This is a genomic window from Caballeronia sp. LZ043 (genome assembly GCF_031451075.1).
GTDB lineage: Bacteria > Pseudomonadota > Gammaproteobacteria > Burkholderiales > Burkholderiaceae > Caballeronia.
The window spans coordinates 1,238,262-1,257,532 of the sequence record NZ_JARUXT010000003.1 but is presented as its reverse complement, the minus strand read 5'-3'; the positions used below and the strand labels follow the sequence as shown (position 1 = coordinate 1,257,532).

The following is a 19,271-nucleotide window of genomic DNA, read 5'->3' as shown; positions in this document are numbered from 1 at the left end:
CCGGAAGCAAGCAAAGATGTCGCCCGATGCGTCTCACGTCAACTGACCGACCTTGTTGCCCGGCCTCGACAACTTCAAGGTTCTGAACGATCGCTAGGGACACTCGCTCGGCGACCGCACGCTCGCGCATTTCGCGGCACTGCTGCGCGCGGTGGTGGAACCAGGCGCCATCGTCGCGCGCATCGGCATCGATTCGATGCTCGGCACGGATATCGAAGCGGCGCAAACGCTCGCGCGCGCCGACATCGCGCTCTATGGCGCGAAGAAGCGCGGCCGCAACCGGATCGAGGTGTTCAGGAGCGCGGCGCGGCCGGACATCGATGCGATCGCCGGCGTGAATTGAACGCAGCGCCTCACAGGCGCGTCGCGTCCACTCTTTGTCCGCGCCATATGCGGAATATCCCTGCTTTTCCAGCACGCGAACGGCCATGACTGCCTTAAACTAGACGGCCGTTCGCCGCCGCGCGCGACGCCGGATCAAGCCTGGAACAAGAACTCATTTGATGACCGACCCTCTCGACCTTGATGCCCGACGCATGGCCGCGCTCGTGCGCCATGACGTGCTCGACACGCCGCGTGAATCTGCCTTCGATGAGATCGTCAGCCTCGCTGCCTCGATCTGTCGCGCGCCCATTGCGCTGATCAACCTCATCGCCGCGGATCGCCTGTTCATCAAGGCGGAAACCGGACTCGGCGCGCGTGCGACTTCGTTCGAAAGCCCGTTCTGCGCACAGGCGCTGCGGGAAGGCGAGTTTCTCCAGATCCCCGACGTCCTCGACGATCCGCGCTTCGCCGCTCATCCGCTCGTCACCGGTGCGCCGCACGTGCGCTTCTATGCGGGCGCACTGCTGACCACCGCCGAAGGTCTCCCGCTCGGCACGCTCTGCGTGATGGATCATGCGCCGCGCAGTCTCGATGCAACGCAGCAGCAGGCGCTGTGCATGCTGGCGCGCCAGGCCATGACGGCGCTGGAACTGAAGCGCGCGACACAGGATGCGGAGGCGTATCGCGTGCGCTATGGCGCGCTGTTCCATGCCATCGATGACGGCTTCTGCACGATCGAGTTCTTCGACGGTCCGCAAGGCCCGTTGAGCGACTACACGCACATCGAGGCGAACCCGGGTTATCAGCGGCACACGGGCATTGCGGACATCGTCGGCAAGACCTTGCGCGAAGTCGATCCCGCCGATGCGGACCAATGGATCGAACTGTATGGCGGCGTGTTGCGTACCGGTGTTCCCGCGCGTTTCGAGCGCTATTTCATCAGTGCGGGACGGCATATCGAAGTGTCGGCGACCCGCGTCGAACCGCCCAGCCTGCGGCAAGTGTCGGTGCTGTTTCGCGACATCTCGGCGCGCAAGAAGGCCGACGCCGCATTGCGCGCCAGCGAGGCGCTCGCGCGGCAGAACATCGAGCGGGTGCAACTGGCGCTCGCGGCGGGCGCGATCATCGGCACGTGGTTCTGGGACTTGCCGAGCGACCGCTTTACCGTCGACGAAGCCTTCGCCCAATCATTCGGTCTCGATCCCGCGCAAGGACATGACGGCCTGAGTCTCGCGCAGGTGATCGCGAACGTGCATCCCGACGACCGCGACGGTCTCACGCAGGCTTTGACCGAAGCGCTCCAGCGCGGCGGTCACTATGCGTATCAATACCGCGTGCGGCGCGCGGACGGGCGCTATTACTGGATCGAGGCGAATGGCCGCGTCGATCACGGCGCGGACGGCACGCCGCTGCGGTTCCCGGGCGTGCTGCTGGACGCCGAGCAGCGCCGCGCCGTGGAAGCGGAACGCGATCGCGCGGCGGCGTCGTTGCGCGCGTTGAACGAAACGCTCGAACAGCGCGTCGCCGCGCGCACCGCCGAACTGATGCGCGCCGAGGAACAACTGCGTCAGGCGCAGAAGATGGAAGCCGTGGGTCAACTCACGGGCGGCCTCGCGCACGACTTCAATAATCTGCTGGCGGGCGTATCGGGCTCGCTGCAATTGCTGAGCATTCGCCTGAGCCAGGGACGTGTCGCCGACGTCGACAAATACGTCGTGGCCGCGCAGGGCGCGGTGCGGCGCGCGGCCGCGCTGACGCACCGCCTGCTGGCGTTCTCGCGACGTCAGACGCTCGATCCGCGTCCCACCGATGTCAACGCGCTCGTCAACGGCATGACCGACCTGATCCAGCGTACGGTTGGACCGGGCATCCGGGTGGAAGCGGTGGGCGCTGCCGGGTTGTGGCCCGCGCTCGTCGATGCCGGGCAACTCGAGAACGCATTGCTCAATCTCTGCATCAACGCGCGCGATGCGATGCCGGACGGCGGCGCCATCACGATGGAGACGGCCAACAAGTGGATCGACCACGCTGCCGCGCACACCCACGACATGCCCGAAGGACAGTTCCTGTCGCTCTGCGTGACGGACACCGGCATCGGCATGACGCCTGACATCGTCGCGAAGGCCTTCGATCCGTTCTTCACGACCAAGCCCATCGGCATGGGCACCGGACTCGGTCTGTCGATGATCTATGGCTTCGCCAAGCAGTCGGGCGGCCAGGTGCGCATCTATTCGGAGCCGGGGCAGGGCACGACGGTGTGCATCTATCTGCCGCGCTTCTACGGCGACGTCGCGAGCGACCTGCCCGATCACGACGCCGCGCCCATCTCGGGCGCGGAGAGCGGCGAGACGGTGCTGATCGTCGATGACGAACCGAGCGTTCGCATGCTCATTACGGACGTGCTGGAAGAGCACGGCTATACCGTGATCGAAGCGGCCGACAGCATGGCGGGTCTCAAGGTGCTGCAATCGAATGTGCGCATCGACCTGCTCATCAGCGACGTGGGTCTGCCGGGCGGCATGAACGGCCGGCAGATGGCGGATGCGGCGCGCGCGTCGCGGCCCGGTTTGAAGGTGCTGTTCATCACCGGCTATGCGGAGAATTCGGTGATCGGCAATGGCCGCCTTGACCCCGGCATGCAGGTCCTCACCAAGCCGTTCGCGCTGGAAACGCTCGCCGAGAAAGTAAGGCAACTGGTTGACAGTTGACGATTGACGGGCAACGTGTGAGCGCGCCGCCTTCTTGAGGCATCGGCGGCCCGCGCGCGTTCCCGCCGCACACGCTACCGGGATGCCCGCGCCGGCTGTCTGCGGGGATCAACTGCTCAGCCGGATAACGGGCTGCGCGCCGACCGTCATGGCGCTGTTTCCTGAACAGTCGGCCGGACTATTCATCTCGATTTAATCCGTTTGCACCCCCCTGGTTTCCGCTCGTATGCTGGCCACGCTTTTCGCGAGTTGTGCGTGTACATGACGCGAGAAGCTCTTTCATGGGTGAAAAATGGACTTTTTGCAACGCTTGAAAGCACGCTCGATATCTTCGAGATGCCTGGCCATGTTGTTGCTCGGCCAGAGCCTTTTTTATGGCGCGGCGGTCAATGCGCAATCAAACAGGGATCCCTATTTTGCCGTGCCGGCTGCTTACGCCGCCATGGACTTCGCAACCTGGCAGCCGAAGTGGATGAGTCAGGCGAACGGGACCCCGCTGGCCGCCAAGCCGATCAACCTGCCCGCCGGGTTTCCCAACGGTTCAACCGGTTACCAGTTGCTCTACAAAAGCACCGACGGCGGCAAGCCTGTCACGGTCGTCACTACCCTGGTTTTGCCCCCGCCGGCTGCGGCCAGTGCGCTCAGCAGCCTGATATCGAACAAGGGCGCGCCACTCGTTTCCGTTCAGTATCCGCAGGATGATCTCGTCACGACGACCCAGCCGTCGTATGTGCTTCTGAACGCCACGAGCCTGGCCAGCGATTACGCCGCGATGGCCGCACCGATGCTCAATAACGGTATCGCGGTAGCCTTTCCTGATCATCAGGGGCCGAACTCCGAGTTCAATGTGGGTCAGCAGATGGGGCCGGCTGTGCTGGACGGGGCGCAAGCCATCCTGAACTGTGCTCAAGGTTACGGCGCCTGCACCGGAGTCACGCCGGCAAACGTAGGCGGGCTCGCAGCCACGAGCCCTGTTGGCTTGCTCGGATATTCGGGCGGCGGCGGCGCCTCGACCTGGGCGGCGGTGCTGCGCGGAAGTTATGCGCCGAGGCTCAACGTGGTCGGCGCCGCGCTCGGAGCGAGTTCGAGTTCTGATCTTGCGACGATCATCACCGCACTTGATGGGACCGCAGCGGCACGCCTTGCTTATGCCGCGATCGTCGCCATGGGACGGCACGATCCGGTGAATTATGCAGCCTTCAAGCGCGCCTTGAGCGGCGCTGCTGCGAACGTGTTCACGTGCATGGAGACCTCCGCCGCGCCGTATTCCTGCTATACCGCCGGACTTTATCCGGCCTTCCTGCCGACCTTGAGCGCGAGCGGCCTGGGATCCCTGAACGCCATGTTGGCGGCCAACAGCGTGGCCGGCACGGCTTACGCACCCGATGTGCCGACGCTCGTGTACTACGACGTCGGCGATACGCTGATCCCGGCGTCGGCCAGCTTCCAGATGATCCAGTCTTTCTGCAAGGCACGAGCGAGTGTGCAGGTGCTGCAAAGCCAGGTCAGCCTGTTCCCGAGTCAACAGGTGCATTCAAGCGCGGCTGCCGCGTTCACGGCGCCCGTCAACTATCCCTTTCAGTTCCTGGCGCAGCGCTTCTTCGAGTACTACACAGGCCAGGCCTACGCGGGCCGTAACGACTGCACGACCTTCGCCATGCTCAAGTCGGCACCCGCTGGACAGTACCCCGGCCAGGGGTTGCGGGTGAATTGAAGCAACGCGTGAGACCGTGCGGGTTCAAGTCCGGCCAGGTTCATTGAACGAGCCTGTCCGGACCTCGCCCGCGCGCGCATAACGCGCGATCACCACGCCGCCCGGTGTGCGCGTCATGTGCGTCAACTCGAACGCCCGTGCCTCTGCGTTGTCGTCGAACAGGCGCCGGCCGCGTCCGAGCATGACCGGGAAGGTCAGCAGGCTCAGCTCATCCACGAGGCCGGCCGCGAGCAGCTGGCGCACCATGTCGCCGCTTCCGAAGGTCAGAAGGTCCGCACCCTCTTGCGTCTTGAGCGCGCGGACCGCATCGGGTAGTTCGCCATCGAGCGCGTGACTGTTGTGCCAGTCGAGCCCGCTTTGCCGATGTGTCGCCACGTGCTTCGCCGCTGCATTGAATTTCTCCGCGAGCGCATGACTCGGGGTGTCAGGCGCCACATGCGGCCAATGCGACGCGAAGATGTCGTAGGTGCGCCGCCCGAGCAGCAGTTCGAAGGGCTTCGCGAGCAATTGCTGCAAGTTCTCGCCGATGGCGGGATCGGCGAAAGGAACGATCCAGCCGCCCAGGCGAAAACCGCCGCTGAGGTCCTCGTTCGGACCGCCTGGCGCCTGCATCACGCCGTCCAGACTGCTGAATAACGAAACCGTGAGTGTGCGCATCGTGTTCTCCAGGGTGATGCCGATACGACGAACGAGGCCGCGGCAAATCGACATGCACTCGCGAGCCTTCGGCGCGCGGTACTGTTATTCAGAGGGAAACAAGAATAACGAGAATTTCATTATTGTGATTCACGCGCTTGATTGAATGAGGCATCCATTTGCCTGAATAAAACCCGCCGCCTGCGATTCAATTCAATTCCTGCATTTGCAATCCCGCGAAAGGGCCGCTCTGACCACGCCTTCAGCGGGACTGAACCTCGGCCTTGCCGACCAGTTCGTCCCGCAACAGCCGCGCGCCGGGCGACAGCGGCGCCCCGCGCGGCGTGACGAGTTCATAGGGTTCGCTGCGGGACGCGAACGACAGCGGCAGGATGCGCGTGGCTTCGTGCCGCACGAAGAACTGCGCGACATCGATGGACACCAGCGCAACGAACGAAGGATTGTCCTGCAGCAGGCTCAGCGTCGCGAAAGCCGACGTGGTTTCCAGCAGGCTCGATGGAAAGCGGATCCCGGCCTGCTGGAATTCGTGTTCCAGCAGCACGCGCATGGGCATGTTGGCGCGGTAGACGACCCATCGGTACACGGCCAGCTCCTTGAGCGTCAGCTTCTTCGCCTTGCGTAACGGATGCTGCACGTTCGCGACCACCGCGAGCGTCTCTTCCTGCAGGACGAGGCTTTCATACATGTCCGGATTCTGGCTCACCGAGGTCCGGCAGATCGCGAGGTCCAGCCTTCCCGCGTCGATGAGACCGAGCAGCGTCTCGCTGGCGTCCTCGATGATCTCGACGGACATCTCCGGCTGACGCGCAATGAGCGCGGACACGGCCCGTGTCAGCAAGGGCACGGCGCCCATGATGACGCCGACCGCGACGCGTCCTCCATGCCCCCGCAGAATCCCCGCGATTTCCTCGCGCATGTGGGACAGGTCCGTGTAGATCAGCCGCGCATAGCGGATCGCGCAGTGTCCCACTTCATTCGCTTCCAGTCCGCGCCGCGTGCGCGTGAACAGCGCCGTGCCGAACGTGGTTTCGATTTCCTGCAGCGCCTTGCTCGCGCCCGGCTGGGTCAGTCCTACCTGATTGGCCGCCTTCAGCAGCGAGCCGTGGTCGCTCAGCGCGACCAGCAGCCGCAACTGCTTGAGGTGGAGGCGCGAGGCAATGGAGTTGAGCGTGGGCATCATGTGACTTGAGAGCGAGTTATACCAGCATGAGAACTTCTCAATTTTGCTCCTCGGCAGGGCTCTCTATACTTCGGCAAAAGAACCCAAGAAAAAGCGCGTTTTGGCCATTTCGAGGCGGCGAGCCAGATGAGTCAAAGGCTCGTCGAGCGTCGGTCAACTATAACCGAAGGTCATCCATCATGTCTCTCATCAACTACGTAACCCAGATCCAGTTCGACTTCGGCGCGGTGAATCTGCTGAAGAGCGAATGCGAGCGTCTCGCGATCCGACGCCCGTTGATCGTCACCGACCGGGGCATCCGTGCGGCCGGCATTCTCGACATCGTGCTGAAGGTGCTGGAGCGCGCCGACGGCGACATGATCTACGACGCCACCCCGCCGAATCCCAATGAAGCCGCCGTGCGCGATGCGGTCGCGCTGTACCGGCAATCGGACTGCGACGGCATCATCGCGGTGGGCGGCGGTTCGTCGATCGATCTTGCGAAAGGCGTCGCAGTCTGCGCGACGCACGAAGGCCCGCTGCAAAGCTTCGCCGTGATCGAAGGCGGCGCGAGCCGGATCACCGCGCAAACGGCGCCGGTGATCGCGGTGCCGACCACCGCCGGCACCGGCAGCGAGGTCGGACGCGGCGCCATCCTGATCCTCGACGATGGCCGCAAGGTGGGCGTGATCTCCCCGCATGTCGTGCCGAAGGTCGCGATCTGCGATCCCGGTCTGACGATCGGCCTGCCGCCGCTGCTCACCGCCGCCACCGGCATGGACGCCGTTGCACATTGCCTGGAAACCTTCATGTCGCCGCTGCGCAATCCGCCGGCCGACGGCATCGCGCTCGACGGCTTGCGGCGCGCATGGGCGCACATCGAGCGGGCCACGCACGCGCCCACCGATCAGGCCGCGCGCGAAAACATGATGATGGCCTCGATGGAAGGCGCACTCGCGTTCCAGAAAGGACTGGGCTGCGTGCACAGCCTGAGTCATGCGCTGGGCGGCATGGACCCGCGCCTGCACCACGGCACGCTCAACGCGATCTTCCTGCCGGCAGTCGTGGAGTTCAACCGCAGCGCGCCGTCCATGCGCGACGAAGACAAGAGGGCGCGCATGGCGAACGCCATGCGCCTGCGTCACGACGCGGACCTATCCGCGGCGCTGCGCGACATGACGGCGCGCCTCGGCTTGCCGACCGGTCTCCGGGCGCTGGGCGTGACGCGCGACATGTTCCCGCGCATCGTGCAGGGCGCGCTCAAGGATCACAGTCACAAGACCAATCCGCGCGAGGCATCGGAAGCCGATTATCTCGGCTTGCTGGAAGCGTCGTACTGACGAAGCAACGGATCAACGAACGGACGCCCGGCGAAGAGGCGTCCGCGCATGACACGCACGGAGACACGGCATGAACAAGAGCAAACGGATCGTACGGATCCAGCGCATTTCCATTTTCTTTCTGACCCTGGCCGGCAGCATCAACTATCTCGATCGCAGTGCGTTGTCCATCGCGAACAGCGTGATTCGCGGCGAGATGGGCATGAGCGCATCGCAGATGGGACTGCTGCTGTCGGCGTTCTCGCTGGCCTATGCGTTCGCGCAACTACCGGTCGGCATGATGCTCGACCGCTTCGGTGCGCGCGTCATGCTGGGCTGGGGCATGATCCTGTGGTCGGTCGCGCAGGCATGCTGCGGACTGGTCGGCAACCTCCAGCAGTTCTTCATTGCGCGCGTGTGCCTGGGCGTCGGCGAGGCGCCGCAGTTTCCCGCCGGTGCGAAGGTCATCGGCGAATGGTTCGCGGTGCGTGACCGCGGCACGCCCACCGGCATCTTCGTCGCCTCGACCACGGTGGGCCCGGCCATCGCGCCGCCGATCCTCACCGGCATGATGCTCGCGCTCGGCTGGCGCAACATGTTCTTCGCGACGGGCGTGTTCGGCATTCTCGTGGCGATCGGCTGGTATGTGGCTTATCGCAATCGCGACGAAGTGAAGCTCGCGGCGGAGGAAACCGCCTACCTGGACCAGGACTCGCAGGACGATGCGAACAGCCAGCCGCTCAGCGGCGCGCAGTGGCGCAGCCTGTTCCGGCAGAAGACGACGTGGGGCATCTTCTTCGGCTTCATGGGCGTCATTTACACCGTGTGGCTCTATCTGACGTGGCTGCCGGCCTATCTCGAACACGAACGCGGTCTGAGCATCGCGAAGGCAGGCTGGGTCGTCTCGATTCCCTATGTCTTCGGCACGCTCGGCATGCTGAGCAGCGGCTTCGCGGCAGACCGCCTGTACCGACGCGGCATGCAGGCCATCACGAGTCGCAAGTGGCCGATCTGCGTCGGCTTGATCGGCGCGGCGGCGTTCACGGTGCCGGCGGCGCTGACGCCTTCCACCCTGCTTGCCGTGATCTACATCTCGGGCGCGATGTTCTTCATCAATCTCGCCTCGGGCGGCGCATGGTCGCTGATCTCGATTGCCGCGCCGCGCCAGGCCGTGGCTTCGCTCGGCGGCATCCAGAACTTCGGCGGCTTCCTCGCCGGCTCGGCTGCGCCCATCGTCACCGGCATCGTCGTGGACCGGACGCATTCGTTCGTCGCATCGCTGATCGTGAGCGCGGTCATTGCGCTGCTTTCGGCCGTCGCCTATCTGCTGCTCGTGCATCGGCCCGTCGCGGTAGCGGATGACGTCGAGCAAAGCGCGGTCGGCGCGCTTTCCTGATTCGCACGCGACGCGATGCCGGGCCTGCGGGCCTTTTGAAAAGATCTTCTGTCGGAGTTTGAGTTCCAATGCGGACAGTCACGTGTGTGGAAGACCTTCGCCTCATCGCGAAGAAGCGGGTGCCCAAGGCGTTCTACGATTACGTCGACAGCGGCTCGTACACGGAATCGACCTATCGCGAGAACAGCCGCGCGTTCGCGCGGCTGACGCTGAAGCAGCGCGTGGGCGTGAACGTCGAAGGGCGCAGCACCACAAGCACGATGCTCGGCCAGCCGGTCGCGATGCCCGTGGCCATCGCGCCGACCGGCCTGACGGGCATGCAGTGGGCCAACGGCGAGATCCTTGGTGCGCGCGCGGCGGAGCGCTTCGGCGTGCCGTTCACGCTCTCGACCGTGAGCATCTGTTCGATCGAGGACGTCGCGCAGCATACGACTGCGCCATTCTGGTTCCAGCTGTACGTGATGCGCGACCGGGGCTTCAACCAGTCGCTCATCGAGCGGGCGAAGGCCGCAGGCTGCTCGGCGCTGGTGGTCACGCTCGATCTGCAGATCAACGGCCAGCGCCACAAGGACCTCAGGAACGGCATGACCGTACCGCCGCGCCTGACAGCCGCGAACCTGCTGGACTTCCTGCGCAAGCCGGGCTGGGCGCTGCGAGCGGCATCGGGCCGGCGTAACTTCGGCAATCTTGCCGGCTTCATCAAGGGCGGCGACGACGTGATCGCGATCAGCAAGTGGGTGGCATCGCAATTCGATCCGAGCCTGAACTGGAACGACATCGCGCATCTCCGCAGCCTGTGGCCCGGCAAACTCGTGCTGAAGGGCATCATGTGCGCCGAGGATGCGCGCATGGCGGCTTCGCTGGGCGCGGATGCCATCGTCGTCAGCAATCATGGCGGACGGCAGCTGGACGGCGCGCCATCGACGGTCGAGGCCTTGCCCGCCGTGGTGGACGCGGTGGGCGATGCCGCCGAAGTCTGGGTCGATGGCGGCATCCGCACCGGCCAGGATGTGATGAAGGCGCTGGCGTTGGGCGCGAAGGGCACGATGATCGGCCGCGCCTTCATGTATGCGCTCGGCGCGATGGGCGAGCCCGGCGTTTCGCGGATGCTCGAGATCCTGAGAAACGAGCTCGACGTGACGATGGCGCTCACCGGCGTGCGTTCCATCGGCGAGATCGGGCTGCATAACTTTCATGAGCCGCGTGTCACGCAGGCTCGCCACGCACGCGCGGCCGAGGCCGTGGCGCCATTCGAAGAACCGGTCATCTGATGGGAGACACGCAATGAACTTGCAGATCGAGGGTAAATGGGCGCTGGTGTGCGCCGCGAGCAAAGGATTGGGCCGAGGCTGCGCCGAGGCGCTGGTGGCCGAAGGCGTCAACGTGGTGGTCACGGCGCGCGGCCAGGAGGCGCTGGAGTCCACCGCTGCCGGACTGCGGGCGCTGAACCCGGACGTGCAGGTGATTGCCGTGGCCGGCGACATCACGACGGACGCGGGACGCGAGCAGGCCTTGGGCGCGGCGCCGCACATCGACATACTGGTGAACAACGCGGGCGGCCCGCCGCCGGGCGATTTTCGCGAGTGGACCCGCGACGACTGGATCGCCGCGCTCGACGCGAACATGCTGACGGCCATCGAACTGATGCGCGCCACGGTGGACGGCATGGCCGCGCGCGGCTTCGGGCGGATCGTCAACATCACGTCAGGGGCCGTGAAAGCGCCCATCGACGTGCTCGGCCTCTCCAATGGCGCGCGCTCCGGGCTGACCGGCTTTGTCGCGGGGTTGGCGCGGCAGAAGCGCATTGCCGCTCACAACGTGACCATCAACAACCTGCTGCCCGGCCTGTTCGATACCGACCGCCTGAAGCAATCCACCGAAGCGGCGGCCACGTCGCAGGGCAGGAGCTTCGACGCCGTGCTCGACGCGAAGCGGCAGGCCATTCCCGTGGCGCGTTTCGGCACGGCGCAGGAATTCGGCGCGATGTGCGCGTTCCTGTGCAGCGCGCATGCGGGCTACTTCACCGGCCAGAACGTGCTGATGGATGGCGGCGCCTATCCTGGCACGTTCTGAAGCTGCTTGTCCCGCTAGTGAGTGGCCGGCGTGGGAGCAGACGAAGGCAACGCCGACACATCGGTGCCCCATGTGCTGCCCGCCGGATTGGCGGTCATCAAGCGGCATCCAGGTGGAAGCGTGCGACGCGCCGTTCAGTTGCAGCGACTGCACGTAGTACGACGCGCTATCGCCCGAGCCCGCGCCCGGCGCCGTGATATGCAGCAGCTTCTGGCTGCCGTCCAGCTGACCGACGCGCACGTCGATCTGCGCGAACTGCGGGCTCGACAGCACGACGCCGCTCACACCGGGCACTTCCGGATAGAGTCCGAGCGAAGCCCAGACGTATCAGGCCGAGATCGCGCCGAGATCGTCGTTGCCGGGCAGACCGCTCGCGCCGGTGCCGAACTCGGTCGTGAGCGCAGTGTGCAGGACCTGCTGCGTGTGAGTCGGCGCACCGGCCCATGCATGGACCCAGGGCACCGCGGCGGGTTCGTCGGTTGCGTAATCCGTGCCGATCAACGGGTTGACGAATCGGGCGAGCTGCATGTCCGGTGGAATCGCGGGGCCAGGGGCGACGGATGCCGATGCGGTCGCGGCGGGCGGAGTGGCAATGCTGGCGGCGTTGGTGGAAGCGGGAGGAGACGGCAGATTCACGGGAGCCGATACGGGCGATAACGAAGCAATCGGCGCTGAAGCGGGAGGCGGGGCGCTTTGCGTCGTGTGTGCCGCGCTTGTGGCACTCGGGGAAGTTGAATCGCCCCCGCAAGACGCCAATGTCACGCACAGCGCCAATAAAGCGCCTGCCATTCCCCGGTTGATCTGCATGTTGTCTGCGTCCGGCTGCCGAGCCGAAGCCTTCACTCTGACAAGTGAATAGTGGTCTAGTGATCCGTCATGGACGTATGTGCTCAGCACCAAGGTAGGCCGCATCATCCTCGATGAAGTGGTGGAAGGCGCGCAGGAGTTCGGCGAGAAAGGCACGCTGTTCCAGTACGGACGCAAGAACAAGATCGTCTATGACTACACGGAGAGCGGCACGCTCAAATCCATCGAGGACAGTCTGAAGCGCTTGCAGACCGACCGGATCGATTTCGTCTGGGTTCACGACATCACCCAGGACTTCCACGGCGACGCGTGGCTCGCACAGTTCGAGACCGCGCGGACCGGTGCGTTCAAGGCGCTGTCCCGTTTGCAGAAGGAAGGGGTCATCAAGGGATGGGGTCTGGGCGTGAACCGGGTCGAACCGATCGAACTCACGCTCGGACTGGATCACGCGCATCCGAACGGCATGCTGGTGGCGGGCCGCTATTCGTTGCTGGACCACGAGGCCGGCCTGCAGCGCCTGATGCCGGCGGCACAGGAGAAGAAGGTGGATATCGTGATCGGCGGTCCGTACAGTTCGGGCGTGCTGGCGGGCGGCACGCACTTCGAGTATGCCCCCGCGACACCGAAGATCCTCGCGAATGTGGAGCGCATCAAGACGCTGAGCGAGCAATACGACATCCCGGTCAAGGCAGCCGCGTTGCAGTTCTGTCTGGCGCATCCGGCGGTGGCCGCGGTCATTCCGGGCGCGAGTCATTCGGGACGCATCGCCGAAGATTCAGCGGCGCTCAAGACGAAGATTCCCGACGATTTCTGGCGCGAGATGCGCGAGCAGGGCCTGGTGTCGCCGCTCGCTCCCTTGCCCATCGACAAGAAATAAGGAGGCGTCATGGCTGAAGCATCCACGAGCATCGATATCAATCTTCCGGCCGATCAGGCCTGGCAACTGATCGGCGGCTTCGGGTCCCTGCCTGACTGGCTGCCCTACATACCGAAGAGCGGACTGAGCGAAGGCGGCCGCGTGAGGCATCTCGCCAATCCGGAAGGCGAGGCGATTGTCGAGCGGCTCATCGCTTTCGATCACGCCGGCAAGAGCTATAGCTATGCGATTCTCCAGGCGCCGTTTCCGGTGACTGACTATCTTTCGACGATCAAGGTCGTGGACCTCGGCGCGAAAGGTTCGCGCGTTGAATGGTCGGGGCGGTTCCAGCCCAAGGGCGTGAGCGACGCGGAAGTGTCGCGCTTGTTTCAGGGCATTGATGAGGATGGGCTGAAGGCGCTTGCTGCGGAAGTGGCGAAGAGGACGTGAGGGGAGCGCCGCCTGCTTCGACGGTGAGCGGGGCAGGTGGCATCCAAACCTGAACAGATGCTTGCTTGAGCGAAAGCCCTTTGTGAACTTCAAGCAGAAGTGTTTCCCGCGTTTTCCATGCTTGCTAACATCGGGTGCGGCCACGTTGGCATGAAGGGAGAAGCTCATGAAGGCGCTGATTGCGGCGGTCTCTCTTTGTCTCCTGGCTTCGACTTGTCATGGTGCGGGAGTGAGACTCTTCGACATCCCGGCAGACGCCAACGGGCCCGCGCTCCACGCAGCCGTGTGGACGCCGTGTGCTGAGCAACCCGAACCCATCGAAGTAGGAACCACCCTTTTGCAAGGGACGAAGAACTGCCCGGTTGCCGGCGACCATCTTCCTCTGGTCGTGATATCGCACGGGCACGGCGGTTCGCGCCTCGGTCACCACGACCTTGCCGAAAAGCTCGCGGATTCAGGATTCATCGTTGCGGCGATCAGTCATCCCGGCGACACATCATCGGACATGTCGCGCGCGTCGGAGCCGTCGGAGTTTGTCGAACGCCCGATGGACATCAAGCGGCTCATCGACTACATGCTGGATGCATCGCCGGAAGCGTCGAAGATCAACGCTCGCGACATCGGGTTCTTCGGCTTTTCCCGGGGCGGCTATACCGGCCTTGTTCTGGCTGGAGGCGTGCCTGACTTTCAGCATGCTGACATACCGTGCCCTGACGAGCTTCCCGTTTGCAAAACCATCCGCGAGGGGAAACTGCCACCGCAACACTGGATTCGCGATCCGCGCATCAAGACATTCGTCCTGGCGGACCCGCTCGACGCTTTTCCAACGGCCACGACCGTTCAGGACATCAACGCCCCCATTCAACTATGGGCCTCGGAATACGGTGGCGATGGTGTGTTGCCGGAGACGACCCCCGCGCTTTCGAAACTGCTGCCCAGGACGACCGAGTACCACCTGGTCGCAGGCGCCGGCCATTTCGCGTTTCTCGCACCGTGTGCGCCAAAGCAGGCTGCGAGGCTTCCTCGCCTATGCGTCGACGAGGGTGGATTCGACCGCGTCGCATTTCACGCCAGACTCAACGAGGCTGTATTGCAGTTCTTCCGGACGCAACTCCGATAGACCCCGGGCGCCTTGCTTGCGCCTCCGACAATAGCGGTCAACTCCACGATATGCCCACTGAGCGCGCACGCGAACCCACGCGCCCCGGTCGAGGGTTAACACCGGCAAGACGCGCGTTGACATCGGTCGTAAGCATCCACTACGCTTTATGTACAGTGGATCCATTGAACATTCTGGTTGCCGCTGAAGGATGTGCCGCGATTGAGGCCTGAAGCAGACCACCGGAGAAAGTGATGGAGACACGCGCTCGCTGGACGCTCGTCAGTTTGCTGTTCGCTGGAGGCATGATCAGTTACCTGGACCGGGCGGCGTTGTCGATCACCGCGCCGCTGATCTCGAAGGAGCTCAACCTCGACCCCGCGCAGCTCGGCATCGTGTTCTCGAGCTTCTTCGTGGGCTATGCGCTGTTCTGTTTCGTCGGCGGCTACTCGGCGGACCGCTGGGGCCCCAAGGTCGTACTCAGCGTGTCGATGCTCGTGTGGTCGCTGTTTTGCGGACTGACGGCGGCGACGGTCGGCATCGCGAGTCTGTTGCTGGTGCGCGTGATCTTCGGCATGGGCGAGGGACCTTTCTGCGCCAACATCAACAAGCTGGTGTCGAACTGGTATCCGCGCGATCAACAGGCCAGCGCGCTCGGCCTCGCGAACTCGGGGCAATCCATCGGCGCGGCAATCGCAGGTCCGGTGGTCGGCTTTCTCGCCCTGGCGACGAGCTGGCGTGCATCCTTCGTCATCATCGGCGCAGTGGGCGTGCTATGGGTTGTTGCGTGGCTATGGCTCGCGAAGGACAAGCCCTCCACGCCGATTGCCGGGCAGGAGCAGTTGAACGCACAGCTTCCTGAAGCAGCCGATGACGGCGCCGCGCCCGCGCCGCTCTCGACCTATCTGCGTCGGCCCGCCATCCTCGCCACCGCTTTCGCGTTCTTCGGCTATGCGTACATTCTCTATTTCTTCCTGTCGTGGTTTCCGTCCTATCTCACGATGGCGCATCACCTGAGCATCCAGAAGATGTCGATCGTCAGCGTGATTCCGTGGGCGGTGGGCGTGACGGGGCTGGTTGCGGGCGGCTATGCGTGCGACTGGCTCGTGCGCAGGACGGGACGCGCGATCTTCTCGCGCAAGATCGTGCTGATCACGAGTCTGGGCGCGGGCGCGGTATGCATCGCCTTGACGGGCGCGGTGAGCGAGCTGACGAGCGCCGTCGCGCTGATGGCCGTGGCCGTGTTCTTCATGTACGCGTCCTTCAACACCTACTTCGCGATCGTGCTCGACACGGTGGAAAAGCGCCGCGTGGGCGCGGTCGGCGGCTTCGTGCATTTCATCGCCAACCTGGCCGGCATCGTGGCGCCGGCGCTGACGGGCTTTCTCGTGCAATCGTCGGGCAGCTTCAAGAGCGCGTTCGTGCTGACGGGCATCATCGCGGCGTTGGGCGCGCTGTTCGTCGCGATCTTCGTGCGGGCCCCGACCGCCGAGCTGCAACTTCAACCCGAGCTGGCCTGATCGACATGCGTCACTACGCCACCATCGAGGAACTGCGCGTTGCCGCCAGACGACGCGTGCCGCGCATGTTCTACGAATATGTCGATGCAGGCTCATGGACCGAGTCGACCTATCGCGCCAACAGCGACGACCTCGCCCGCCTGCAGTTCCGTCAGCGCGTCGCCGTGGATTTCAGCCGGCGCAATCTCGCGACGACCATGCTCGGCGAACCCGTATCGATGCCGGTCGCGCTCGCGCCCACGGGCATCGCGGGCATGCAGCACGCCGACGGCGAGATGCTCGCGGCGCGTGCGGCAGAGCGTTTCGGCGTGCCGTTCACGCTGTCCACCGTGAGCGTGTGTTCGATCGAAGACGTGGCCGCGTTCACGCAGAAGCCGTTCTGGTTCCAGCTCTACATGATGAAGGACCGCGGCTTTATCGCCGATCTGATCGCGCGTGCGAAAAGCGCGCAGTGCTCCGCGCTCGTGCTGACCCTCGATCTCCAGATTCAGGGACAACGTCACAAGGACAAACGCAACGGCCTCTCGGCGCCGCCGAAGCTGACGTTGCGCAATCTCGCCCATCTGTCGCGCCATCCGCGCTGGTGCGCGGGGATGCTCGGGACGTCGCGAAGGAGCTTCGGCAACATCGTCGGACATGCGCCGGGCGTGACCGGAATCGCATCGATGGCGGACTGGGCCGCGAAGCAGTTCGATCCGACACTCACCTGGAAGGACATCGACTGGGTGCGGGAGCGCTGGGGCGGCAAGCTGGTGCTGAAAGGCATCCTCGACGAGGAAGATGCGCACATCGCGCGCGATGTCGGCGCCGATGCGGTGATCGTGTCGAATCATGGCGGGCGTCAGCTCGACGGCGCGCCGTCCACCATTTCGATGATGCCGCGCATCGCCGACGTGCTGGACGGCGAGATCGAGCTGCACATGGACGGCGGCATCCGCTCGGGACAGGACGTGCTGAAGGCGCTGGCATGCGGCGCGCAGGCGGTCTACGCGGGGCGCGCCTTTCTCTACGGGCTCGGTGCGGAAGGCGAGGCCGGCGTGACGCGCTGCCTTGAAATCATCCGCGACGAACTGGACACGACGATGGCGCTGGCGGGCGTCACGGACGTTCGTCACGTGGACGGCGCCGTGCTCCGCTCGGGCGGTTTCGTCCGGGAGCGAAAGCCAGCAAATCACGGTACGGCGCCGGTTCGCATCCAGGTCGCCTAGCGGCCTCATACAGGGAGATTTGCATCATGTTGAAGTCGTTGACGCCCCATCAGCTCGAACATTTCAGACAGTACGGCTATGTCGCGCCGATCCGCGTCATGTCGGAGCGGACCGCCCTCGAGTTGCGCAAACGTCTCGAAGATTTCGAGCAATCGAGCAATCCGCTCAGGAAGAAGGCGCTGAATGTGAAGAGCCACTTGCTGTTCTCGTGGCTGAACGAACTCGTGCGCAACGACAAAGTGGTCGATGCGATCGAGGATCTGTACGGACCGGATCTGCTGGTCTGGGCGAGCAGCTTTTTCATCAAGAACGGCAATGATCCGGCGTATGTGTCGTGGCATCAGGACTCGACCTATTGGGGACTCTCGAAGCCCGATGTGGTGACGGCCTGGGTCGCCTTGTCGGAGAGCAACCGCGCGAACGGCGCCATGCAGGTGGTCCCCGGCACGCATCTGCTCGACCAGATTCCGCATCGCGACACCTTCAACGAAAGCAATCTGCTGACGCGCGGGCAGGAAGTCGCGGTGGACGTCGACGAATCCCAGGCGGTGGCGATCGAACTCGAGCCGGGCGAGATGTCCCTGCATCACGTGCGGATCGTGCACGGCTCGCCGCCGAACGCATCGCCGAACCGGCGCATCGGGTATGCGATCCGTTACATCCCGACCTATGTGCGGCAGCTCGAAGGCGCCGACAGCGCCACGCTCGTACGCGGTGTCGATACGTTCAACACGTTCGAGCACGAGCCGCGTCCGACACAGGATCTCGATCCTGCATTCGTCGCGCTGCATCAGCAGATCGGCGAACGCAACCTGAATATTCTTTACAAGGGCGCGGCGCAGAATGCGTCGGCCCAGCGCTGAACCGCGCATGAATGCGTTGACCTTCGATGCCGCACTCATGGAGCGCACCGGCGAGCCGCTGCGCATCACGCGCGTGTCGCTGCGCAATCTCGCCGGGACCGACGTCGTCGTTCGGGTGAAGGCGGCGAGCCTGTGTCATACGGATCTCGAAGCGATGCGCGGCGACCTGGGCACGCCGCTGCCGTTCGTGCCCGGACACGAGGCGGCCGGTATCGTCGAGTGGACTGGCGCATCGGTCACGCGAGTCGCGAAGGGCGATCACGTCGTGATGTCGTGGAATCCGCACTGCGGCCAGTGTTTCTATTGCAGGCGGCAACAGTCGATCCTGTGCCAGCCGTATCGCAGTCACATGGCGCAGTCGTTTCATTTCGACGGCGCGCCGCGTCTCTTTCTCGACGATGGCGCGCGCGTGCATCAACTGGCCTACATGGGCAGCTTCGCGGAATACTGCGTCGTGTCGCAGGAGTGCGCGGTGCCCGTTCCCGCAGCCATGCCGTTCGACCGCGCCTGTCTGATCGGCTGCGGCGTCATGACCGGTTTTGGCGCAGCGACCAACATCGCGAAGGTCGAGCCCGGCAGCACGGTTGCGGTGATCGGCTGCGGGGCGGTGGGTCTGTCCGCGATACAGGGCGCGCGGCACGCGGGCGCCGCGCGGATCGTCGCGATCGATCGCGCGCCGGACAGGCTCGAGACGGCGCGTGCGCTGGGGGCGAGCCACGCACTGTGCGCCGATGAATCGCTGGTGGCGGCCGTCGCGGACCTGACGAGCGGACGCGGCGCGGATTGCGTGATCGAATCCGCGGGCAATCGTCAGGCGCTCAGGGCGAGCGTTGAAATCGTGCGTCCGGGCGGTCAGGTGGTGTGGCTCGGCAAACTCCCCGCCGACGACGAAGCGTCGTTCCGCTGGGGCGCGCTGATGGGCGAGAAGCGCATCGTGCGTTCGAGCTATGGCGGCGCGAACCCGGCACGGGATTTCCCGATGCTCGCCAATGCCTATCTCGACGGCACGTTGCGGCTCGACGAATACGTGACCTCGCGCATCACGCTCGATGGAATCAATGAAGGGATGCGACGTCTTGCGGCAGGTGTCGAGCTCCGCTCGGTGATCGAGTTCTGAT

Annotated in this window: 15 protein-coding genes and 2 pseudogenes; 14 read left to right on the top strand and 3 right to left on the bottom strand. The window is 64.6% G+C overall.

Annotated elements, in window-relative coordinates; genetic code table 11:
- Window positions 1-151 precede the first annotated feature (151 nt).
- The 3 genes from QCE64_RS25815 to QCE64_RS25805 all read left to right on the top strand — a co-directional run bounded on the left by QCE64_RS25815 (window position 152) and on the right by QCE64_RS25805 (window position 4,746).
- Window positions 152-343 carry a hypothetical protein gene (locus QCE64_RS25815; protein WP_309924481.1) on the top strand — a complete coding sequence of 64 codons (192 nt, stop codon included), beginning with the start codon at window positions 152-154 and terminating at the stop codon, window positions 341-343.
- Between the two features lie 160 nt (window positions 344-503).
- On the top strand, window positions 504-3,032 hold the full coding sequence (locus tag QCE64_RS25810) for an ATP-binding protein (protein ID WP_310006955.1): 2,529 nt from the start codon (window positions 504-506) through the stop codon (window positions 3,030-3,032).
- Between the two features lie 346 nt (window positions 3,033-3,378).
- On the top strand, window positions 3,379-4,746 hold the full coding sequence (locus QCE64_RS25805; RefSeq protein WP_310006952.1) for a lipase family protein: 1,368 nt from the start codon (window positions 3,379-3,381) through the stop codon (window positions 4,744-4,746).
- 24 nt (window positions 4,747-4,770) lie between these two features.
- On the opposite strand, the gene QCE64_RS25800 is transcribed toward QCE64_RS25805, so the two are convergent.
- On the bottom strand, window positions 4,771-5,403 hold the full coding sequence (locus QCE64_RS25800) for a dihydrofolate reductase family protein (protein ID WP_309924475.1): 633 nt from the start codon (window positions 5,401-5,403) through the stop codon (window positions 4,771-4,773).
- A 241-nt stretch (window positions 5,404-5,644) separates the two neighbouring features.
- Entirely contained in the window at window positions 5,645-6,583 is a 939-nt protein-coding gene (locus tag QCE64_RS25795) for a LysR family transcriptional regulator (protein ID WP_310006950.1), read from the bottom strand.
- Window positions 6,584-6,762: 179 nt separating this feature from the next.
- Between QCE64_RS25795 and QCE64_RS25790 the strand changes: the two genes are divergently transcribed.
- From QCE64_RS25790 to QCE64_RS25775, 4 genes are all read left to right on the top strand, one after another.
- On the top strand, window positions 6,763-7,902 hold the full coding sequence (locus QCE64_RS25790) for an iron-containing alcohol dehydrogenase (protein ID WP_310006948.1): 1,140 nt from the start codon (window positions 6,763-6,765) through the stop codon (window positions 7,900-7,902).
- 70 nt (window positions 7,903-7,972) lie between these two features.
- Window positions 7,973-9,277: an MFS transporter gene (locus QCE64_RS25785; RefSeq protein ID WP_310006946.1), complete on the top strand. Its 1,305-nt coding sequence runs from the start codon at window positions 7,973-7,975 to the stop codon at window positions 9,275-9,277.
- Between the two features lie 68 nt (window positions 9,278-9,345).
- The gene (locus QCE64_RS25780) at window positions 9,346-10,548 is read left to right on the top strand and encodes an alpha-hydroxy acid oxidase (protein ID WP_310006944.1); all 1,203 of its coding nucleotides are present in this window, start codon (window positions 9,346-9,348) and stop codon (window positions 10,546-10,548) included.
- A 13-nt stretch (window positions 10,549-10,561) separates the two neighbouring features.
- On the top strand, window positions 10,562-11,350 hold the full coding sequence (locus QCE64_RS25775; RefSeq protein ID WP_310006942.1) for an SDR family oxidoreductase: 789 nt from the start codon (window positions 10,562-10,564) through the stop codon (window positions 11,348-11,350).
- 135 nt (window positions 11,351-11,485) lie between these two features.
- On the opposite strand, the pseudogene QCE64_RS25770 reads toward QCE64_RS25775, so the two are convergent.
- Window positions 11,486-11,878: pseudogene (locus QCE64_RS25770) on the bottom strand (glycoside hydrolase domain-containing protein); the annotation flags it as partial.
- 334 nt (window positions 11,879-12,212) lie between these two features.
- On the opposite strand from QCE64_RS25770, the pseudogene QCE64_RS25765 reads away from it, so the two are divergent.
- From QCE64_RS25765 to QCE64_RS25735, 7 genes and pseudogenes are all read left to right on the top strand, one after another.
- Window positions 12,213-13,034: pseudogene (locus tag QCE64_RS25765) on the top strand (aldo/keto reductase); the annotation flags it as partial.
- Window positions 13,035-13,043: 9 nt separating this feature from the next.
- Window positions 13,044-13,463 (top strand): SRPBCC family protein, encoded by a 420-nt coding sequence (locus QCE64_RS25760; protein ID WP_310006940.1) that lies wholly within the window; start codon window positions 13,044-13,046, stop codon window positions 13,461-13,463.
- Window positions 13,464-13,629: 166 nt separating this feature from the next.
- A complete protein-coding gene (locus tag QCE64_RS25755) occupies window positions 13,630-14,583 on the top strand; it encodes a dienelactone hydrolase (RefSeq protein WP_310006937.1) in 954 nt (317 codons plus the stop codon).
- Between the two features lie 233 nt (window positions 14,584-14,816).
- Window positions 14,817-16,082 (top strand): MFS transporter, encoded by a 1,266-nt coding sequence (locus tag QCE64_RS25750; protein WP_310006935.1) that lies wholly within the window; start codon window positions 14,817-14,819, stop codon window positions 16,080-16,082.
- A gap of 5 nt (window positions 16,083-16,087) precedes the next feature.
- The gene (locus QCE64_RS25745; RefSeq protein WP_310006933.1) at window positions 16,088-17,290 is read left to right on the top strand and encodes an alpha-hydroxy acid oxidase; all 1,203 of its coding nucleotides are present in this window, start codon (window positions 16,088-16,090) and stop codon (window positions 17,288-17,290) included.
- Window positions 17,291-17,316: 26 nt separating this feature from the next.
- Window positions 17,317-18,153, top strand: coding sequence for a phytanoyl-CoA dioxygenase family protein (locus QCE64_RS25740; protein WP_309924453.1), 837 nt, complete (start codon window positions 17,317-17,319; stop codon window positions 18,151-18,153).
- A 7-nt stretch (window positions 18,154-18,160) separates the two neighbouring features.
- Window positions 18,161-19,270, top strand: coding sequence for a Zn-dependent alcohol dehydrogenase (locus QCE64_RS25735; RefSeq protein WP_309933766.1), 1,110 nt, complete (start codon window positions 18,161-18,163; stop codon window positions 19,268-19,270).
- Window position 19,271: the final 1 nt, after the last annotated feature.